This is a genomic window from Pseudomonas sp. P97.38, assembly GCF_001269745.1.
GTDB lineage: Bacteria > Pseudomonadota > Gammaproteobacteria > Pseudomonadales > Pseudomonadaceae > Aquipseudomonas > Aquipseudomonas chlororaphis_E.
Genome location: NZ_LHVJ01000019.1, coordinates 111,429 through 128,423, shown reverse-complemented (window position 1 = coordinate 128,423; position 16,995 = coordinate 111,429). Strand labels below are relative to the sequence as shown.

16 protein-coding genes are annotated in these 16,995 nt (G+C 63.0%); 9 read left to right on the top strand and 7 right to left on the bottom strand.

The window, feature by feature from the left end; all coding sequences use genetic code 11:
- Window positions 1–99: 99 nt before the first annotated feature.
- Window positions 100–801 (bottom strand): tellurite resistance TerB family protein, encoded by a 702-nt coding sequence (locus AD664_RS16105; RefSeq protein WP_053147823.1) that lies wholly within the window; start codon window positions 799–801, stop codon window positions 100–102.
- 183 nt (window positions 802–984) lie between these two features.
- On the opposite strand from AD664_RS16105, the gene ydcS reads away from it, so the two are divergent.
- The 7 genes from ydcS (at window position 985) to AD664_RS16070 (ending at window position 7,326) form a co-directional block, all read left to right on the top strand.
- The gene (gene ydcS / locus AD664_RS16100; RefSeq protein ID WP_042730675.1) at window positions 985–2,136 is read left to right on the top strand and encodes a putative ABC transporter substrate-binding protein YdcS; all 1,152 of its coding nucleotides are present in this window, start codon (window positions 985–987) and stop codon (window positions 2,134–2,136) included.
- A 220-nt stretch (window positions 2,137–2,356) separates the two neighbouring features.
- Window positions 2,357–3,394 (top strand): ABC transporter ATP-binding protein, encoded by a 1,038-nt coding sequence (locus AD664_RS16095; RefSeq protein WP_053147821.1) that lies wholly within the window; start codon window positions 2,357–2,359, stop codon window positions 3,392–3,394.
- 1 nt (window position 3,395) lies between these two features.
- Window positions 3,396–4,340, top strand: coding sequence for an ABC transporter permease (locus AD664_RS16090; protein WP_053147819.1), 945 nt, complete (start codon window positions 3,396–3,398; stop codon window positions 4,338–4,340).
- Complete coding sequence (locus tag AD664_RS16085) at window positions 4,330–5,148, top strand: ABC transporter permease (RefSeq protein WP_047736749.1); 819 nt, start codon at window positions 4,330–4,332, stop codon at window positions 5,146–5,148. Before AD664_RS16090 ends, AD664_RS16085 begins: the two co-directional genes overlap by 11 nt.
- 81 nt (window positions 5,149–5,229) lie before the next feature.
- Window positions 5,230–6,654, top strand: a complete 1,425-nt coding sequence (locus tag AD664_RS16080) for a gamma-aminobutyraldehyde dehydrogenase (protein ID WP_042730044.1) — start codon at window positions 5,230–5,232, stop codon at window positions 6,652–6,654.
- A gap of 146 nt (window positions 6,655–6,800) precedes the next feature.
- On the top strand, window positions 6,801–7,064 hold the full coding sequence (locus AD664_RS16075; protein WP_042730045.1) for a CopG family ribbon-helix-helix protein: 264 nt from the start codon (window positions 6,801–6,803) through the stop codon (window positions 7,062–7,064).
- Window positions 7,027–7,326, top strand: coding sequence for a type II toxin-antitoxin system RelE/ParE family toxin (locus AD664_RS16070; RefSeq protein ID WP_042730046.1), 300 nt, complete (start codon window positions 7,027–7,029; stop codon window positions 7,324–7,326). Before AD664_RS16075 ends, AD664_RS16070 begins: the two co-directional genes overlap by 38 nt.
- 40 nt (window positions 7,327–7,366) lie before the next feature.
- On the opposite strand, the gene AD664_RS16065 is transcribed toward AD664_RS16070, so the two are convergent.
- Window positions 7,367–7,552: a hypothetical protein gene (locus AD664_RS16065; RefSeq protein WP_042730047.1), complete on the bottom strand. Its 186-nt coding sequence runs from the start codon at window positions 7,550–7,552 to the stop codon at window positions 7,367–7,369.
- A gap of 364 nt (window positions 7,553–7,916) precedes the next feature.
- Between AD664_RS16065 and AD664_RS16060 the strand changes: the two genes are divergently transcribed.
- Window positions 7,917–9,545, top strand: a complete 1,629-nt coding sequence (locus tag AD664_RS16060) for a glucan biosynthesis protein D (protein WP_047736754.1) — start codon at window positions 7,917–7,919, stop codon at window positions 9,543–9,545.
- A gap of 184 nt (window positions 9,546–9,729) precedes the next feature.
- Here AD664_RS16060 and AD664_RS16055 read toward each other — a convergent pair whose 3' ends face one another.
- The 3 genes from AD664_RS16055 to AD664_RS16045 form a co-directional block, all read right to left on the bottom strand.
- A complete protein-coding gene (locus AD664_RS16055) occupies window positions 9,730–10,836 on the bottom strand; it encodes an NADH:flavin oxidoreductase/NADH oxidase (RefSeq protein ID WP_042730049.1) in 1,107 nt (368 codons plus the stop codon).
- Between the two features lie 332 nt (window positions 10,837–11,168).
- Complete coding sequence (recJ, locus tag AD664_RS16050; RefSeq protein WP_042730050.1) at window positions 11,169–12,878, bottom strand: single-stranded-DNA-specific exonuclease RecJ; 1,710 nt, start codon at window positions 12,876–12,878, stop codon at window positions 11,169–11,171.
- Between the two features lie 75 nt (window positions 12,879–12,953).
- Window positions 12,954–13,496, bottom strand: coding sequence for a YaeQ family protein (locus AD664_RS16045; RefSeq protein ID WP_047736757.1), 543 nt, complete (start codon window positions 13,494–13,496; stop codon window positions 12,954–12,956).
- 147 nt (window positions 13,497–13,643) lie between these two features.
- On the opposite strand from AD664_RS16045, the gene AD664_RS16040 reads away from it, so the two are divergent.
- A complete protein-coding gene (locus tag AD664_RS16040; protein ID WP_053147817.1) occupies window positions 13,644–14,843 on the top strand; it encodes a CaiB/BaiF CoA-transferase family protein in 1,200 nt (399 codons plus the stop codon).
- Between the two features lie 242 nt (window positions 14,844–15,085).
- Here AD664_RS16040 and AD664_RS16035 read toward each other — a convergent pair whose 3' ends face one another.
- On the bottom strand, window positions 15,086–15,373 hold the full coding sequence (locus AD664_RS16035; protein ID WP_042730053.1) for a DUF3509 domain-containing protein: 288 nt from the start codon (window positions 15,371–15,373) through the stop codon (window positions 15,086–15,088).
- A 174-nt stretch (window positions 15,374–15,547) separates the two neighbouring features.
- Complete coding sequence (locus AD664_RS16030; RefSeq protein WP_053147815.1) at window positions 15,548–16,918, bottom strand: transporter substrate-binding domain-containing protein; 1,371 nt, start codon at window positions 16,916–16,918, stop codon at window positions 15,548–15,550.
- Window positions 16,919–16,995: the final 77 nt, after the last annotated feature.

Genomic DNA, 16,995 nt, shown 5'->3' with positions numbered 1-16,995 from the left:
GGGGAACGGCTGTATGGGCGCGCCCTGCAAAAAAACTGTGGGAGCGAGCCTGCTCGCTCCCACAGGGGGTGTTTTCTGAAGAGGTGTTTGCGTGGGGGATCAGGCGGCCTGGCGCACCTGTTTCTCCAGCTCGGCCTTCAATCCCGGCTCCAGCTTGAGCTGGCGGGCCAGTTCGTCGAGGTAGGACTTCTCCATGAAGTTTTCCTCGTCCACCAGCATCACGCTGGCGACGTACATTTCCGCGGCGATTTCCGGGGTGCCGGCGGCGCGGGCGACATCGGCGGGGTCCAGGGGCTTGTTGAGTTCGGCGTGCAGCCAGTGTTGCAGTTCCTGGTCGTTGTCGAGCTTGGTGAACTCGCCTTCGATCAGCTCGCGCTCACGCTCATCCACATGGCCGTCGGCCTTGGCGGCCGCCACCAGGGCCTTGAGGATCGCCTGGCTGTGCTGTTCGACCTGCGCCGGGGGCACGCGGTCCAGGGTCTGCGGTTCGGTTTGCGGGGCGCGGCCCTGCTGGGCCTGCCAGTTGCCATAGGCCTTGTAGGCGATCACGCCCAGCGCGGCCAAGCCGCCATAGGCCAAGGCCTTGCCGCCGAACTGGCGGGCTTTCTTGTTTCCCAGCAGCAGCCCCATGGCCCCGGCGGCCAGGGCCCCCTTGCCGGAGAGCATTGCGCCCAGGTTGCCGGAGCCCCCGAGCAAGCCGCCCAAGCCACCGGACGCCTTGTCTTGTGAGCCGCCGGCCTTGTTCTGCAGCATCTCCTGGCCGGACTTGAGGAGTTGATCGAGCAATCCACGGGTGTTCATTTACCACCTCCACGCATTCGGGTTAACCGGATCATTAAGGCCACCAGCCTAGATCGAAAGTGCCCTTGTACAGCGGCAAGTTTGCTTCCAGATGTTGCCTGACTACGCTAATAGCTAGCCATCCATGGCGTATCGCCCCGTTCCGACACTGCCCCGACCACAATTAAAGCAAGAGGGATTCCCATGTACGCGCACAAGACCGTATTGCTCAGCGCAATGACCACGGCGCTGCTGACCGGTGTCAGCCTCCAGGCCGCCGAGCTGCCCAAGGCGATTGGCGCTGGCGAAGGCCAGCTGGATATCGTGGCCTGGCCGGGCTACATCGAACGCGGCGAAAGCGACAAGGCCTACGATTGGGTGAGCGGTTTCGAGCAGGAAACCGGTTGCAAGGTGAACGTGAAGACCGCGGCGACCTCCGACGAAATGGTCAGCCTGATGACCAAGGGTGGCTACGACCTGGTCACCGCCTCGGGCGATGCCTCGCTGCGCTTGATTGCCGGCAAGCGGGTGCAGCCGATCAACACGGCGCTGATCCCCAACTGGCAGAACCTCGACCCACGCCTCAAGGATGCGCCGTGGTACGTGGTCAACCAGCAGACCTACGGCACACCGTACCAGTGGGGCCCGAACGTACTGATGTACAACACCGAGGTGTTCAAGCAGGCGCCGACCAGCTGGGGCGTGCTGTTCAACGCCCAGGACCTGCCCGACGGCAAACCGAACAAGGGGCGCGTGCAAGCCTACGACGGTCCGATCTACATCGCCGACGCAGCGCTCTACCTCAAGACCGCCAAGCCTGAGCTGGGCATCAAGGACCCTTATCAGCTCGACGAGGCGCAATACAAGGCCGTGCTGCAATTGCTGCGAGCGCAGCAACCGTTGATCCATCGTTACTGGCACGACACCACCGTGCAGATGAGTGACTTCAAGAACGAGGGTGTCGTGGCGTCCGGGGCCTGGCCGTACCAGGTCAACGGCCTGATGAACGAGAAACAGCCGATCGCCTCGACCGTCCCGAAAGAAGGCGCCACCGGTTGGGCCGATACCACGATGCTCCACGCTGACGCCAAGCACCCCAACTGCGCCTACAAATGGATGGACTGGTCGCTGCAACCGAAAGTCCAGGGTGACGTGGCCGCCTGGTTCGGCTCCCTGCCGGCGGTGCCGGCGGCGTGCAAAGGCAGCGAACTGCTCGGCGCCGAAGGCTGCAAGACCAACGGCTTCGATCAGTTCGACAAGATCGCCTTCTGGAAAACCCCGCAGGCCGAGGGGGGCAAGTACGTGCCCTACAGCCGCTGGACTCAGGACTACATTGCGATCATGGGTGGGCGGTAAGGCCCGTCACATAAATGGGAGCAGCCCCTGTGGCGAGGGAGCTTGCTCCCGCTGGCATGCGAAGCGCGCCCAAAACCGAGCGACGCGGTATTAGCTGACACACCGCATCGCCTGGTTTTAGGGCGGCTGCGCCACCCAGCGGGAGCAAGCTCCCTCGCCACGGGGTCGCGTGCCAATCATTGAAGGTTCATACCCGCCCCGCTTTTTGGAGCCCCGCACCATGACGCTTGCAGTCCAATTCACCCAGGTATCCCGTCAGTTCGGCGATGTGAAAGCCGTTGACCGGGTTTCAATCGATATCCAGGACGGCGAGTTCTTTTCCATGCTGGGCCCCTCCGGTTCGGGCAAGACCACCTGCCTGCGCCTGATCGCCGGGTTCGAGCAGCCCAGTGAAGGCTCGATCCGCATCCACGGCGAGGAAGCCACGGGACTGGCGCCCTACCAGCGGGACGTCAACACGGTGTTCCAGGACTACGCCCTCTTCCCGCACATGAACGTGCGCGACAATGTGGCCTACGGCTTGAAGGTCAAGGGCGTGGCCAAGGTCGAGCGCATCAAGCGCGCCGAAGACGCCCTGGAGATGGTCGCCCTGGGCGGCTACGGCGAGCGCAAGCCGGCGCAGCTCTCCGGCGGCCAGCGCCAACGCGTGGCCCTGGCCCGTGCGCTGGTCAATCGCCCGCGGGTGCTGCTGCTGGACGAGCCCCTGGGGGCCCTGGACCTGAAGCTGCGGGAACAGATGCAGGGCGAGCTGAAAAAACTGCAACGCCAGTTGGGCATCACGTTCATCTTCGTCACCCATGACCAGACCGAGGCGCTGTCGATGTCCGACCGCGTGGCGGTGTTCAACAAGGGGCGCATCGAACAGGTCGACACCCCGCGCAATTTGTACATGAAGCCGGCGACCACCTTCGTCGCCGAGTTCGTCGGCACCTCCAACGTGATCCGTGGCGAGCTGGCGCAAACCCTGAGCGGTTATCCACAGCCGTTCTCGATCCGCCCCGAACACCTGCGGTTTGCCGACGGCCCGCTGGCCGCGCATGAGATCGAAGTCCAGGGCCTGCTCCACGACATCCAGTACCAGGGCAGCGCCACGCGCTACGAGTTGAAGCTTGCCAACGGCCAGGTCCTGAACCTCAGCCAGGCCAACACCCAATGGGACGACCCGGGGACCCGCCATCAGGCCGGCCAGCACCTGGCCGTGCGCTGGGCCCGCGAGGCGATGATCCCCCTGCACGACAGCGTCCCGGGCGAGGCGTGACATGAACACACCGGCCTTGCGCTCCGCCACCGCATCGGGCTCGCTGCGACGGTTCTCCAACCTGTTGTACCGACGCCCCAACCTCTACCTGTCGATGTTGCTGGTGCCGCCGCTGATCTGGTTCGGCGCGGTCTACCTGGGTTCACTGCTGACCCTGTTGTGGCAGGGTTTCTACACCTTCGACGACTTCACCATGGCCGTCACGCCGGACCTGACCCTGGCGAACTTCGTCGCCCTGTTCCAACCCTCGAATGTCGACATCATCCTGCGCACCGTGAGCATGGCCATCGTCGTGTCCATCGCCAGCGCGATCGTCGCGTTCCCGATTGCCTACTACATGGCGCGCTACACCCGAGGCAAGACCAAGGCGTTTTTCTACATCGCGGTGATGCTGCCGATGTGGGCCAGCTACATCGTCAAGGCCTATGCCTGGACGCTCCTGCTGGCCAAGGGCGGCGTGGCGCAGTGGTTCATCCAGCAACTGGGCCTGGGACCGTTTCTGCAGTTCGTGCTTGGCGTCCCCGGCGTCGGGGGCAGCACGCTTTCCACCTCGCACCTGGGGCGCTTCCTGGTGTTTGTCTACATCTGGCTGCCCTTCATGATCCTGCCGATCCAGGCCTCCCTCGAACGCCTGCCGCCGTCGCTGCTGCAAGCCTCGGCAGACCTGGGCGCCAAACCGCGCCAGACGTTCATGCAGGTGATTGTGCCGCTGTCGATCCCAGGCATCGCCGCCGGCTCGATCTTCACGTTTTCACTCACCCTGGGGGATTTCATCGTGCCCCAACTGGTGGGGCCGCCGGGCTACTTCGTCGGCAGCATGGTCTACGCCCAGCAAGGGGCCATCGGCAACATGCCCATGGCGGCCGCCTTCACGCTGGTGCCGATCGTGCTGATCGCCGTGTACCTGTCCATCGTCAAGCGCCTGGGGGCTTTCGATGCACTCTGACTCCTTGTCCCGAGCGTCCTGGGGGCTGCGTCTTGCGGCATGGGGCGGGCTGGTATTCCTGCACTTTCCGATCCTGATCATCGTCCTCTACGCGTTCAACACCGAGGACGCGGCGTTCAGCTTTCCGCCCAAGGGCCTGACCCTGAAGTGGTTCAGCGTCGCCTTCGCACGCCCCGACGTGCTGGAAGCGATCAAGTTGTCGCTGCAGGTCGCGGCCATCGCCACACTGATCGCCATGGTGCTTGGCACATTGGCCTCGGCGGCGCTGTACCGGCGTGAATTCTTCGGCAAGCAGGCCATTTCATTGATGCTGATCCTGCCGATCGCCCTGCCGGGGATCATCACCGGCATCGCGTTGCTGGCGACGTTCAAGAGCCTGGGGATCGAGCCGGGGATGTTCACCATCGTCGTCGGCCATGCAACCTTTTGCGTGGTGATCGTCTATAACAATGTCATCGCGCGCCTGCGCCGCACGGCCCACAGCCTGATCGAGGCGTCGATGGACCTGGGGGCCGACGGCTGGCAGACGTTTCGCTACATCATCCTGCCCAACCTGGGCTCGGCGTTGCTGGCCGGCGGGATGCTGGCATTTGCGCTGTCGTTCGACGAAATTATCGTCACCACCTTCACCGCCGGCCACGAACGCACGCTGCCGCTGTGGCTGCTCAATCAACTCAGCCGGCCCCGCGACGTGCCGGTGACCAACGTGGTAGCGATGCTGGTGATGCTGGTGACCATGCTGCCGATACTGGGGGCCTATTACCTGACCCGAGGAGGCGAAAGCGTGGCGGGCAGCGGGGGAAAATGAATCAGCCACTGACGACTATCCAGTGAGGGAGCGAGCGGCTCTCTGCCACAAAAAACAAAACAGCGAGAGGAGGACAGGGAGATGCAAACCAAACTACTGATCAACGGCCACCTGGTGGACGGCGAAGGGCCTGGTCAAGCCGTGTTCAACCCTGCGCTGGGCCGGGTGCTGGTGGAAATCAACGAGGCCAGCGAAGCCCAGGTGGACGCTGCCGTGCGCGCTGCCGACAGTGCGTTCGACAGCTGGTCCCAGGTGGCCCCCAAGGACCGCTCCTTGCTGCTGCTTCGGCTGGCCGACGCCATCGAGGCCCACGGCGAGGAGCTGGCAAAGCTGGAGTCGGACAATTGCGGCAAGCCCCTGAGCGCCGCGCTGAACGATGAGATCCCGGCGATCGCCGACGTGTTCCGCTTCTTTGCCGGCGCCAGCCGCTGCATGAACGGTTCGGCCGGCGGCGAGTACCTGCCGGGGCACACCTCGATGATCCGTCGCGACCCGGTGGGCGTCGTCGCCTCCATCGCACCGTGGAACTACCCGCTGATGATGGTCGCCTGGAAAATCGCCCCGGCCCTGGCCGCCGGCAATACCGTGGTGCTCAAGCCATCGGAACAGACCCCGCTGACGGCGTTGCGCCTGGCGCAACTGGCGTCAGAGATCTTCCCGGCCGGCGTGCTCAACGTGGTGTTCGGTCGCGGGCCGACCGTTGGCCAGCCCCTGGTGACCCACCCAAAAGTGCGCATGGTCTCGTTGACCGGCTCCATTGCCACCGGCTCGAACATCATTTCCAGCACCGCCGACAGCGTCAAGCGCACGCACATGGAACTGGGCGGCAAGGCCCCGGTGATCATCTTCGACGACGCCGACATCGACGCCGCGGTGGAAGGCATCCGCACCTTCGGCTTCTACAACGCCGGCCAGGATTGCACCGCCGCCTGCCGTATCTATGCCCAGCAAGGCATCTATGACACTTTTGTCGAAAAACTCGGCGCGGCGGTCAGCAGCATCAAGTACGGCCTGCAAACCGCCGCCGACACCGAGATGGGCCCGCTGATCACCGCCCAGCATCGCGACCGCGTGGCCGGGTTCGTCGAGCGCGCCATCGCCCAGGCGCATATTCGCCTGGTCACCGGCGGCAAGGCCGTGGAGGGCAACGGGTTCTTCTTCGAGCCGACCGTGCTGGCCGATGCCCAGCAGGATGACGAAATCGTCCGCCGGGAAGTCTTCGGGCCGGTGGTTTCCGTCACACCGTTCCTCGATGAAGCGCAAGTGCTGGCCTGGGCCAACGATTCGGACTACGGCCTGGCGTCCTCGGTATGGACCGCCGACGTCGGTCGCGCCCATCGCCTGGCGGCACGCCTGCAATACGGCTGCACCTGGGTCAACACCCACTTCATGCTCGTCAGCGAAATGCCCCATGGCGGTCAGAAACGCTCCGGCTACGGCAAGGACATGTCCATGTATGGGCTGGAGGATTACACGGTGGTGCGCCATGTGATGTTCAAGCACTGAGTCAAGACAACGTTGGCAACACATGCCCACGGTTGCCGGGTCGAGGTCCTGCTAAGGTTTTCGTCGATCGATGCACGTTCGCCGGTTGACGGAAATCCTGGCAGAACCTAGGGTGTCTACAACGTATACACCCTAGGAGATCAGCCATGGCCTCGCCCGTTTTATCCTTTCGCGTGGAAGAAGGTCTGGCCCAACAGCTGGATTTGTTGGCCATCGCCACCGACCGCGATCGTCAATACCACCTCAAGCGTGCACTGGTCCGATATGTGGAGGCCGAATCCTGGCATCTGCAAGCCATCAGCGAAGGCGTGGCAGACGCCGACGCTGGAAACCTGACCGACCTGGACGCCGTGAAGGCTAAGTGGGCAAAGCGTGCCGAGCATCGTACTGACCGACAAAGCACAGAGTGACCTCGACTCGATTCACGAACACTACCAAGCTGCCCTCGGCAAGAACGGCGCAGCTGCTGCCATCATCACGATCCTGGAAACCTTGCAACGCCTGCAGCGTTTTCCGGGTTCGGGCCGCCCCTCGATCGCACCCGATATCCGAGAGCTGGTGCTGACACGCTACCCGTTCGTTATCCCCTACCGTATGGTGCATGCACAAGTGCAGATTCTGCGGATATTGCACCAACGCAACGAGCGTCCACAGGACTGGTCGCCGGAATGACATCGGTGATGCCCGCCCACCCCGGCCGCCGATCCTGCCCTTAGAACCTCGAAACACTCCTCATTGCATCCACCAAGTAGCGCATGGCGATCCGGTCGCTTTCCGACAGTTCCCGATAGCGCTCCACCAGTTTCAGTTCTTCCAGGCTCAAGCGCCGCGACCTGCGCCCATGAGTCAGGTTTGGAAAGATCCCCAGTATTTCAGCGATGCCCTGTATTTTCGTCATGAGCGTATGTCCTTCTGTACGTCGAATGTAACTGATAGCGCGTGTGGATCCCGGCGTGGATCGCCTGTCACGCTAGAGAATAGGGAGGTTTCCAACCGGGAGAAGGGAGTTTTAGAGTAATTAGTCAAAAAATGCCGCAATCCTTATAAAAAAAGAAATAACTGTAAGAAATTTTGACTTAGCCCCGCTTTCCGTTCTCCCGGCACCCGCTCATCCCCTATGATTTTGCGCCTCGGTGAACCGATCCAGCTCTCAGGCATCTGTTCTAACGTTCGTCGCGTTTGGCCAAAGGCATGTCCGAACTCCTTCATCAGTCTTCTGTTGCCAGGATGGGCACGGGATTGTTTCGAGAAAGGTTGTATTTATGCACCGCAGGAACCTGCTCAAGGCCTCCATGGCCTTTGCCGCCTACACCGGGCTGTCAGCCTCAGGGCTCATGGCCGCGCGCGCCTGGGCTGCTGATCAGACCGCCGACGGCGAAGCCCGTCCCTTCGATTTCGATTCGCTGAAAGACCAGGCCCGCAAACTGGCCGCCAGCCGCTACGTCGACACCAAGCAAGTCTTGCCGCCGACCCTGGCGCAGATGTCGCCCTTGCAGTTCAACGCCATTCAGTACGACGCCAATCACTCCCTGTGGAATGAGCTGGAAGGTCGGCAACTGGACGCGCAGTTCTTCCACGTCGGCATGGGCTTCAAGCAGCCGGTGCGCATGTACAGCCTCGACCCGAAGACCCGCATGGCCCGTGAGGTGCACTTCCGCCCGGAGCTGTTCAACTACGAGAAAACCACGGTCAACACCTCGCAACTGACGGGTGACCTGGGCTTCGCCGGCTTTCGCGTGTTCAAGGCGCCAGAACTGGCCCGCCACGACATCGTGTCGTTCCTGGGGGCCAGTTATTTCCGCGCCGTCGATGCCAGCGGCCAGTACGGGCTGTCGGCTCGCGGCCTGGCCATCGACACCTACGCCAAGAAGCGCGAGGAGTTCCCGGACTTCACCAAGTTCTGGTTCGAAACCCCGGACAAGAACAGCACCCGCTTCGTGGTCTACGCCTTGCTCGACTCCCCCAGCGCCACCGGTGCCTATCGGTTCGACATCGATTGCCAACCGACCCGTGTGGTGATGGAAATCGATGCGCACATCAACGCCCGCACCGCCATCGAACAACTGGGTATCGCGCCGATGACCAGCATGTTCAGTTGCGGCACCGTCGAGCGGCGCATGTGCGACACCATCCATCCGCAAATCCATGACTCCGACCGGCTGGCCATGTGGCGCGGCAACGGCGAGTGGGTCTGCCGTCCGTTGAACAACCCCGCCACCCTGCAATTCAACGCCTTTGCCGACAACAATCCGAAAGGTTTCGGCCTGGTACAGACCGACCATGACTTCGCCAGCTACCAGGACACCGTGGACTGGTACAGCAAGCGCCCGAGCCTGTGGGTCGAGCCGACGACGGCCTGGGGCGAGGGCTCGGTCGACCTGCTGGAAATTCCTACGACCGGCGAAACCCTGGATAACATCGTCGCGTTCTGGACACCGAAGAAACCGGTGGCCGCCGGCGACTCGTTGAACTACGGCTACAAACTCTACTGGAGCGCCCTGCCCCCGGTCAGCACGGACCTGGCCCATGTCGATGCAACCCGTTCGGGCATGGGCGGCTTCATCGAAGGCTGGGCGCCGGGCGAACACTACCCGACCGTCTGGGCCCGCCGCTTCGCCGTGGACTTCAGCGGCGGCGGTCTCGACCAGTTGCCACCGGGCACTGGCATCGAACCGGTGGTGACCTGCTCCCATGGCGAGGTGAAGGATTTCAACGTACTGGTGCTGGACGCGATCAAGGGCTACCGCATCACCTTCGACTGGTACCCGACCGACGACCGCGTCGACCCGGTGCAGATGCGCCTGTTCATCCGCACCAAGGACCGGACCTTGAGCGAGACCTGGCTGTACCAGTACTTCCCGCCAGCGCCGGACAAGCGCAAGTATCCCTGAGCCCTGCTGCGTCAGGGATGACGCCTTCGCGAGCAAGCCCGCTCCCATAGATTACGTGTGAACAACACGAATCCACTGTGGGAGCGAGCTTGCTCGCGAAGACGGCAGTACCAACACTCACGATTTCAGATAAGCAAAAAGCCCCGGCCAATGACGACCGGGGCTTTTTTGTTTTACCAAACACTCAATCGCGCAAATCCGATTCATGGATCGGCTGGTCCCGATGCGTCGCCCGCTGGTACTGCGCCGGCCACACGGCCTTGCGCCCGCCCAGGTCATCGTCGGCGTGCAAGGCCCAGTACGGATCACGCAACAATTCGCGGGCCAGGAAGATGATGTCTGCCTGGCAGGTCCGCAGGATGTGTTCGGCCTGGGCCGGTTCGGTGATCATGCCCACCGTACCGGTGGCGATTTCCGATTCCTTGCGCACCCGTTCGGCAAAGCGGGTCTGGTAGCCAGGGCCGGTGGGGATCTCGGCGTTGGCGGCGGTGCCACCCGAGGACACGTCGATCAGGTCCACCCCCAACGCCCTGAGGCGCCGTGCCAGCTCCACGGTTTCATCCGGGTTCCAGCCGTCCTCGACCCAGTCGGTGGCGGAAACGCGCACGAACACCGGCAGCTCTTCAGGCCAGACCGCCCGGATCGCTTCGGTGACTTGCAGCACCAGGCGGATTCGGTTTTCGAACGAACCGCCATATTGATCGCGGCGCTGATTGCTCAAGGGCGACAGGAATTGATGCAGCAGGTAACCGTGGGCGGCGTGGACCTCGACCACCTTGAACCCGGCGGTGAGGGCGCGCTTGGCCGAATCGACGAACGCCTGGATCAGGCCGGCGATCTGCCCCTCGTCCAACTGGACCGGCTGGGTGTGTTGCGGGTCGAAGGCGATCGGTGACGGACCGACCGGCACCCAGCCGCCATCCGCCGGCTTCACGCTGCCGTGGTTGCCCAGCCAGGGGCGCCAGGTACTGGCCTTGCGTCCGGCGTGGGCCAACTGGATACCCGGCACGGCCCCCTGGGCGGTGATGAAACGGGTAATGCGTTGCAGCGGTTCGATCTGTTCATCGTTCCACAGCCCCAGGTCCTGGGCGGTGATACGGCCGTCAGCCGTGACGGCGGTGGCTTCGGTGAACACCAGGCCGGCGCCACCAACGGCGCGGCTGCCCAGGTGGACCAAATGCCAGTCGTTGGCCAGGCCATCGACGCTCGAATATTGGCACATCGGTGAGACCGCGATGCGATTGGGCAGGGTCAATTGACGAAGGGTATAGGGTTCCAGCAGCAGACTCATGGGGCACCTCTCGAATCAGTGGGCAGGCTCCAGGGTTCTGTTTGAACAGTCGACGAGTGACAAAAGCGCAACACCCGCCCCCGCGGGCAACGAAAATCGACAAGACGTCACAAGGGCTATCAAGCAGTGCTTAGAGCCTAGTCGACAACCCGCAAGGACGGAGGGTTCAGAACTTAAAAAGCCGACGGCGTGGCGCAATGACGTACCCCTGTGGCGAGGGAGCTTGCTCCCGCTGGACGCGCCAGCGTCCCCTTGCAATGTGATGGCTGGAATTCAGGGGGCCGCTTCGCAGCCCAGCGGGAGCAAGCTCCCTCGCCACGAAGGCCCCTCGACTACCGCGGCTCGATATGGGCAATCATCAACTGCACGGTTTCCTGGCCGCGGAACTCGTTGAGGTCGAGCTTATAGGCCAGTTCCACCCAGCGCACGGTAGGGTTGGGCCAGATCTCGCGGTCGATGCCAAAGGCGATGCCATCAAGCTTCACCGAGCCGCACTCGCTCTTGAGGACCACCTTCAAGTGCCGTTCGCCCACCACCCGCTGTTCCACCAACTGAAACACGCCGTGGAACATCGGCTCGGGAAAATGCTGGCCCCAGGGCCCGGCATGACGCAGCGCCCGGGCCAGTTCCAGGTGGAACTCCTCGACCGCCAACGTGCCGTCCGACAACAGCCGCCCGGTCAGGTCTTCGTCGCGCAGTTGCCTGCGCACTTCGGCGTCGAACGCCTCGGCAAACAACGGGAAATTCGCTTCCGGCAACGTCAGCCCCGCCGCCATGGCGTGGCCGCCGTACTTGCTGATCAGGGTCGGATGCTGCGCCGCCACCACGCTCAGCGCATCGCGAATGTGGAACCCCGGCACCGAGCGTCCCGAGCCCTTGAGCAAGCCGTCACCGGCGTCGGCAAAGGCGATGGTCGGTCGGAAATAGCGCTCTTTCATCCGCGAGGCGAGAATCCCGATCACCCCTTGGTGCCACTGCGGGTCGAACAGGCACAAGCCGAACGGCATCGACTCCACCGGCAACTCCTTGAGCTGGGCCAGGGCTTCGCGCTGCATACCTTGCTCGATGGATTTGCGGTCCTGGTTCATGCCATCCAGTTGCGCGGCCATCTCCCGCGCCAGGGCCGGGTCGTCGGTGAGCAGGCATTCAATGCCCAGGCTCATGTCATCCAGGCGCCCCGCCGCATTCAGGCGCGGCCCAAGGATAAACCCGAGGTCCGTGGAGGTGATGCGCGAAGGGTCGCGCTTGGCCACTTCCAGAATCGCCTTGATGCCCGGACGGGCGCGCCCGGCACGAATCCGCTCCAGCCCCTGGTGCACCAGGATGCGGTTGTTGGCGTCCAGGGGCACCACGTCGGCGACGCTGCCCAGGGCCACCAGGTCGAGCAACTCGCCAATGTTCGGTTGCGGCGTGCTGGCGTACCACCCCAGGCTGCGCAGGCGGGCCCGCAGCGCCATCAGCACGTAGAAGATAACCCCGACCCCGGCCAGCGCCTTGCTCGGAAACTCACAGCCAGGCTGGTTCGGGTTGACGATGGCATCGGCCGCCGGCAGTTCGAGGCCCGGCAAGTGGTGGTCGGTGACCAGCACCTTGAGCCCCGCGGCCTTCGCCGCCGCCACGCCTTCCACGCTGGAAATCCCGTTGTCGACGGTGATCAGCAACTGCGGCTCGCGAGCCAGCGCGACTTCGACGATTTCCGGGGTCAGGCCATAGCCATACTCGAAGCGGTTGGGCACCAGGTAGTCGACATGGGCCGCACCAAGCAGGCGCAGCCCCAGCATGCCGACGGTGCTGGCGGTCGCGCCATCGGCGTCGAAGTCGCCGACGATCAGGATCCGCTGGCGCTGCTCCAGCGCCACCACCAACAGGTCAACCGCCGCGTCGATGCCCTTGAGCTGCTGGAACGGAATCAGGCGCGCCAGGCTCTTGTCCAGCTCGGCCTCGGACTGTACGCCACGGGCGGCGTACAGGCGAGTCAACAAGGGCGGCAGGTCCCCCAGAAACGGCAGGGTGTCGGGTAGCTGGCGGGGTTCTATGCGCATGGGGTGACGGACATTTCTCTATAAAGCTGTGGAATTTTGATGACTTGTGGCGAGGCAGCTTGATGCCGTGGTGGCTCAACCACGCTCGCCCAGCAACCATTGCAACTGGACTTCATGCTGACCGCGGTCATCGGTCACGAACACCGTGCCCTCGCTGATCATCACGTCCCACTTGATCACCCGGGGCATGTCCTGGGCCAGGGTTTCGAGCACTTCTTGGGGCACCGCGGCGATGTTGACGTTCTTCAGGTTCTTGATCGCCGGAATCACCTTGCCTTCCCAGACGCGCAAGCTGCCGTAGGCCAGCAGGCTGGTGCGCTCGGTGCGGCGCGAGCACCAGGTCAGGCGATCGGCATCGGGCTGACCGACTTCGATCCAGTGCAGCACACGGTCATCCAGGCTTTTTTCCCACAACGCTGGCTCATCGACATCCGACAGACCACGTCCAAAAGACAGCAGCTCGTTGTACCAGAGCGCGTAGGCCAGCAGACGCACGGTCATGCGTTCCTCGGTTTCCGAAGGGTGGCGGGCGATGGTCTGCTTCACGTTCTCGTAGACATTGCGGTCGAGGTCGGTGAGGTTCAGTTCAAACTTGTAGGTCGTGGACGGCTGGGCCATGAACAGGGCTTCTTGATACGGGGAAAGGCGGCAAGTCTAACCGATGACGCGGGCAATCCACGAATTGCCGACCATCAACCTGCGGCGACTGACCCTGGCCTATGATAAAACGCTCTATTCGTTCTGCCTTGTCCTACAGGATCCGCCATGTCGCTCACTGCCAAACCCCTTGCCGGCGTCAAAGTCATCGAACTGGGCACCCTGATCGCCGGGCCCTTCGCTTCGCGAATCTGCGGTGAATTCGGCGCCGAGGTGATCAAGGTCGAATCTCCGGATGACGGCGATCCGCTGCGCAAGTGGCGCAAGCTTTATGAAGGCACGTCCCTGTGGTGGTTCGTCCAGGCGCGCAACAAGCAATCCCTGACCCTGAACCTGAAACACCCCGAAGGCCTGCAGATCCTGAAAAAACTGATCGGCGAAGCCGACATCCTGATCGAGAACTTCCGGCCCGGCGTGCTGGAAAAACTCGGCCTGGGCTGGGACGTCCTGCACGCGCTCAACCCCAGGCTTGTGATGGTGCGGCTGTCGGGTTTCGGCCAGACCGGGCCGATGAAAGACCAGCCAGGGTTTGGCGCGGTGGGTGAATCCATGGGAGGCCTGCGCTACATCACCGGCTTCGAAGACCGTCCGCCCGTGCGCACCGGGATTTCCATCGGCGACTCCATCGCCGCACTCTGGGGCGTGATCGGCGCGCTCATGGCCCTGCGCCACCGCGAAGTCAACGGCGGCACCGGCCAGGTGGTGGACGTGGCGTTGTACGAGGCGATCTTCGCCATGATGGAAAGCATGGTGCCGGAGTTCGACGTGTTCGGTTTCATCCGTGAGCGCACCGGCAATATCATGCCCGGCATCACACCGTCGTCGATCCACACCAGCGCCGACGGCAAGCACGTGCAGATCGGCGCCAACGGTGACGCGATCTTCAAGCGCTTCATGCAGCTCATCGGTCGCGACGACCTGGCCAATGACCCGCAACTGGCCAGCAACGATGGCCGTGACGCCCGCCGTGACGAGTTGTATGGCGTCATCGACCGCTGGGTCAATTCACTGCCCCTCGATGTCGTCATCGAACAGTTGAACCAGGCCGGCGTGCCGGCCAGCCGGATATTCAGCGCCGAGGACATGTTCAACGACCCGCAATTCCTCGCCCGGGAAATGTTCCTGCAGGCCAGGTTGCCAGACGGCAAGGGGTTCAAGATGCCCGGTATCGTCCCGAAACTGTCGGACACGCCGGGCACTTGCGACTGGGTCGGGCCGACGTTGGGGGAACACAACGCACAAGTGCTCGGCGAGCTTGGCTACGATGCACAGCAGATCGCCAAGCTGCGCACCGACGGCGCCATTTGACACACCACAGCGGGCCGTCACTGAGGATCAAGTTGTGGGAGCAAGCTTGCTCCCACAAAGGTTGCGCGCTAAAACACAAACGCCAGGCAAAAAGAAACCCCGAGCAGTGGGGAGACAACTCGGGGTTAAACGTAACCATTCATGGTTAGTACAACAAGCGACGAGCACCGGAGCACAATGCTCGCTCTTGTTGGTAAAAGGTCTGACTCACCAAAGCGTAGGAAGGTTCCCACGAACTCGGGTCAATTCGGGGCAACCATGACCTTGTCGCCCGCCAGATTACGCAGCGCCGCTATCACACAGGGCTCCAGGCGCCCCTCGGCAATCAGTACATCGCGATGCAGGCCGTCGACCACGTCCGTCAGCTGACGCTTGTCGGTCAATTGGGCTTGGTTGAACACTCGTTCGACCATAATGGCCCCGGAGGCATTCTTCAGCGTCACCAGGCATTCGCCCTTGGCGCCAGAGGGAGTCAGCGAGACCTGATACGGGCTCAAAGCCTCACCCAGCAATAGGCTGATACTTTCCATTCGCTCACCCTTCAATAGTCCGAAAACAACTGCGTGTACCCAGTAAATGACCGTGGGCCGCAACAGAAAGTTCGCCAGCGCAGCGAGGCGGCACACCTGGGCCTCGTTCAACCGAGCATGCGCGTGCAATGTGACAGGCAAACAACAGGCCGGCGCATCGCGAACGCTGCGGGATCAGGCCAGCAAGCCATCGGAACGACACCACCGGCGCCCTGCGTCCTTCCAGCCGCCCAGCAGCCCGCGCAACTGCCCATCGGCCCCGTAGAACGGCACCGACCAATGGTAGATATTGCGCAAACCGCCATTGAACAGCAGTTGCCGGTCGGCAAATCGGGATTGTCCGGTGCGCAACTGCTCCATCATTTCGCCATGCAGCTGTTCGGCGGTGGCCGGGGGGAAAACGCTGGAATCCGTCAATCGCGTGCCCCGCAGCTTTTCGAAACGCGTCGCCAACAGGTCTTCGTAACTTTTGTTGCACATGATCAGGCGCCCTTCCAGGTCGCGGATGAAGATCGGATCGGGAATCGCGTCCATCAAGGCCCGCTGCAACATCAACTGGTCCTTGAGCACGGCCTCGGCCTTGAGGCGCTGATCGATCTGGATCTGCAGCCGACGGTTCCACAGCACGGACAACAGGCCGAACAGCGCGACCGTGATCACGCACCAGTACCCCCACGTCGACACGCGCTGCCACAGCGAAGGCGCAGGGCTGGGGAGCGTGCCCGTCAGCCACTTGGCACGCAGTGCGCGCATGTCCTCGGCCGGAAACCCTTCCAGCGCCTTGTTCAGGATCCCCAGCAAGGGGGTGAGGTCCTGGCGCACCGCCAGGTAGTCCGGTTCCCAGCGCCCCTCAAGGCTGGCGCCGACCTGCAACTGCCCCGCCGGGTAGAGGTGCACGCTGGTTTCGTTCTCGATGGTGGCGAAGGCCTCCCGGCTTTCCACCAACGCCCGCGCCTCCCCATACGTCTTGACCGTGCGCAACTCGATGGTCGGGTAGTCGCGCCGGATCTCCGCCTCCAGGGCATGCCGGGCGGGCAACGCCAGGACCTTGCCCTTGAGCTGCTCCAGCGAATGGAGCACCGTCTCCCCGGCCCGGCCAACCAATACCCAGCCGAAGCCGCCAAATGCATGGCTGAAATGGAGGAAGTCCCGGCGTTCGTCATTCATCGCCAGATTAGCGGTCATGTCCGCCTCGCCATTCTCCAGCATGGTCAATAACTGGCCAGGGGAAAACGACTCCCGGTGCACGAACTCAAGGCCGGTCATCAGCGCAATGCGCTGGAGAATGTCGTGGTTCAAGCCGTCCCACTGCCCCAGCTCATTCTTGAACAGGTACAGCGGAAACTGCATCGAGGCCACCACGACCCGCGGGTTTTCCCTGATCCACTTCAATTCCCGGGCATCCAGTACCAGCCGTTCGCCAGGGTTGAGCGGTGGCGCCTGGACGGTGGTCAACGGCGTCGCCCCGCCCCACGGCGCCCAGTACATCAACGCCAGGCCTGCCACCCAACTGCGCAAGGGTTCGGATTTGATAAAAAACAACATCTGCACTTTCCTTCGAGATGACTCGCTCGTCCCTCCCAGGGCCGAAAACCCGATCAGTTTGGCATGCAGAAACAAGA

Coding starts and splice junctions, on each gene's coding strand:
- AD664_RS16095 (WP_053147821.1), top strand. CDS start 2,357: ATGACGCTTGCAGTCCAATTCACCCAGGTATCCCGTCAGTTCGGCGAT.
- AD664_RS16035 (WP_042730053.1), bottom strand. CDS start 15,373: ATGGAAAGTATCAGCCTATTGCTGGGTGAGGCTTTGAGCCCGTATCAG.
- AD664_RS16090 (WP_053147819.1), top strand. CDS start 3,396: ATGAACACACCGGCCTTGCGCTCCGCCACCGCATCGGGCTCGCTGCGA.
- AD664_RS16075 (WP_042730045.1), top strand. CDS start 6,801: ATGGCCTCGCCCGTTTTATCCTTTCGCGTGGAAGAAGGTCTGGCCCAA.
- AD664_RS16040 (WP_053147817.1), top strand. CDS start 13,644: ATGTCGCTCACTGCCAAACCCCTTGCCGGCGTCAAAGTCATCGAACTG.
- AD664_RS16080 (WP_042730044.1), top strand. CDS start 5,230: ATGCAAACCAAACTACTGATCAACGGCCACCTGGTGGACGGCGAAGGG.
- AD664_RS16030 (WP_053147815.1), bottom strand. CDS start 16,918: ATGTTGTTTTTTATCAAATCCGAACCCTTGCGCAGTTGGGTGGCAGGC.
- AD664_RS16045 (WP_047736757.1), bottom strand. CDS start 13,496: ATGGCCCAGCCGTCCACGACCTACAAGTTTGAACTGAACCTCACCGAC.
- ydcS (WP_042730675.1), top strand. CDS start 985: ATGTACGCGCACAAGACCGTATTGCTCAGCGCAATGACCACGGCGCTG.
- AD664_RS16085 (WP_047736749.1), top strand. CDS start 4,330: ATGCACTCTGACTCCTTGTCCCGAGCGTCCTGGGGGCTGCGTCTTGCG.
- AD664_RS16065 (WP_042730047.1), bottom strand. CDS start 7,552: ATGACGAAAATACAGGGCATCGCTGAAATACTGGGGATCTTTCCAAAC.
- AD664_RS16055 (WP_042730049.1), bottom strand. CDS start 10,836: ATGAGTCTGCTGCTGGAACCCTATACCCTTCGTCAATTGACCCTGCCC.
- recJ (WP_042730050.1), bottom strand. CDS start 12,878: ATGCGCATAGAACCCCGCCAGCTACCCGACACCCTGCCGTTTCTGGGG.
- AD664_RS16060 (WP_047736754.1), top strand. CDS start 7,917: ATGCACCGCAGGAACCTGCTCAAGGCCTCCATGGCCTTTGCCGCCTAC.
- AD664_RS16105 (WP_053147823.1), bottom strand. CDS start 801: ATGAACACCCGTGGATTGCTCGATCAACTCCTCAAGTCCGGCCAGGAG.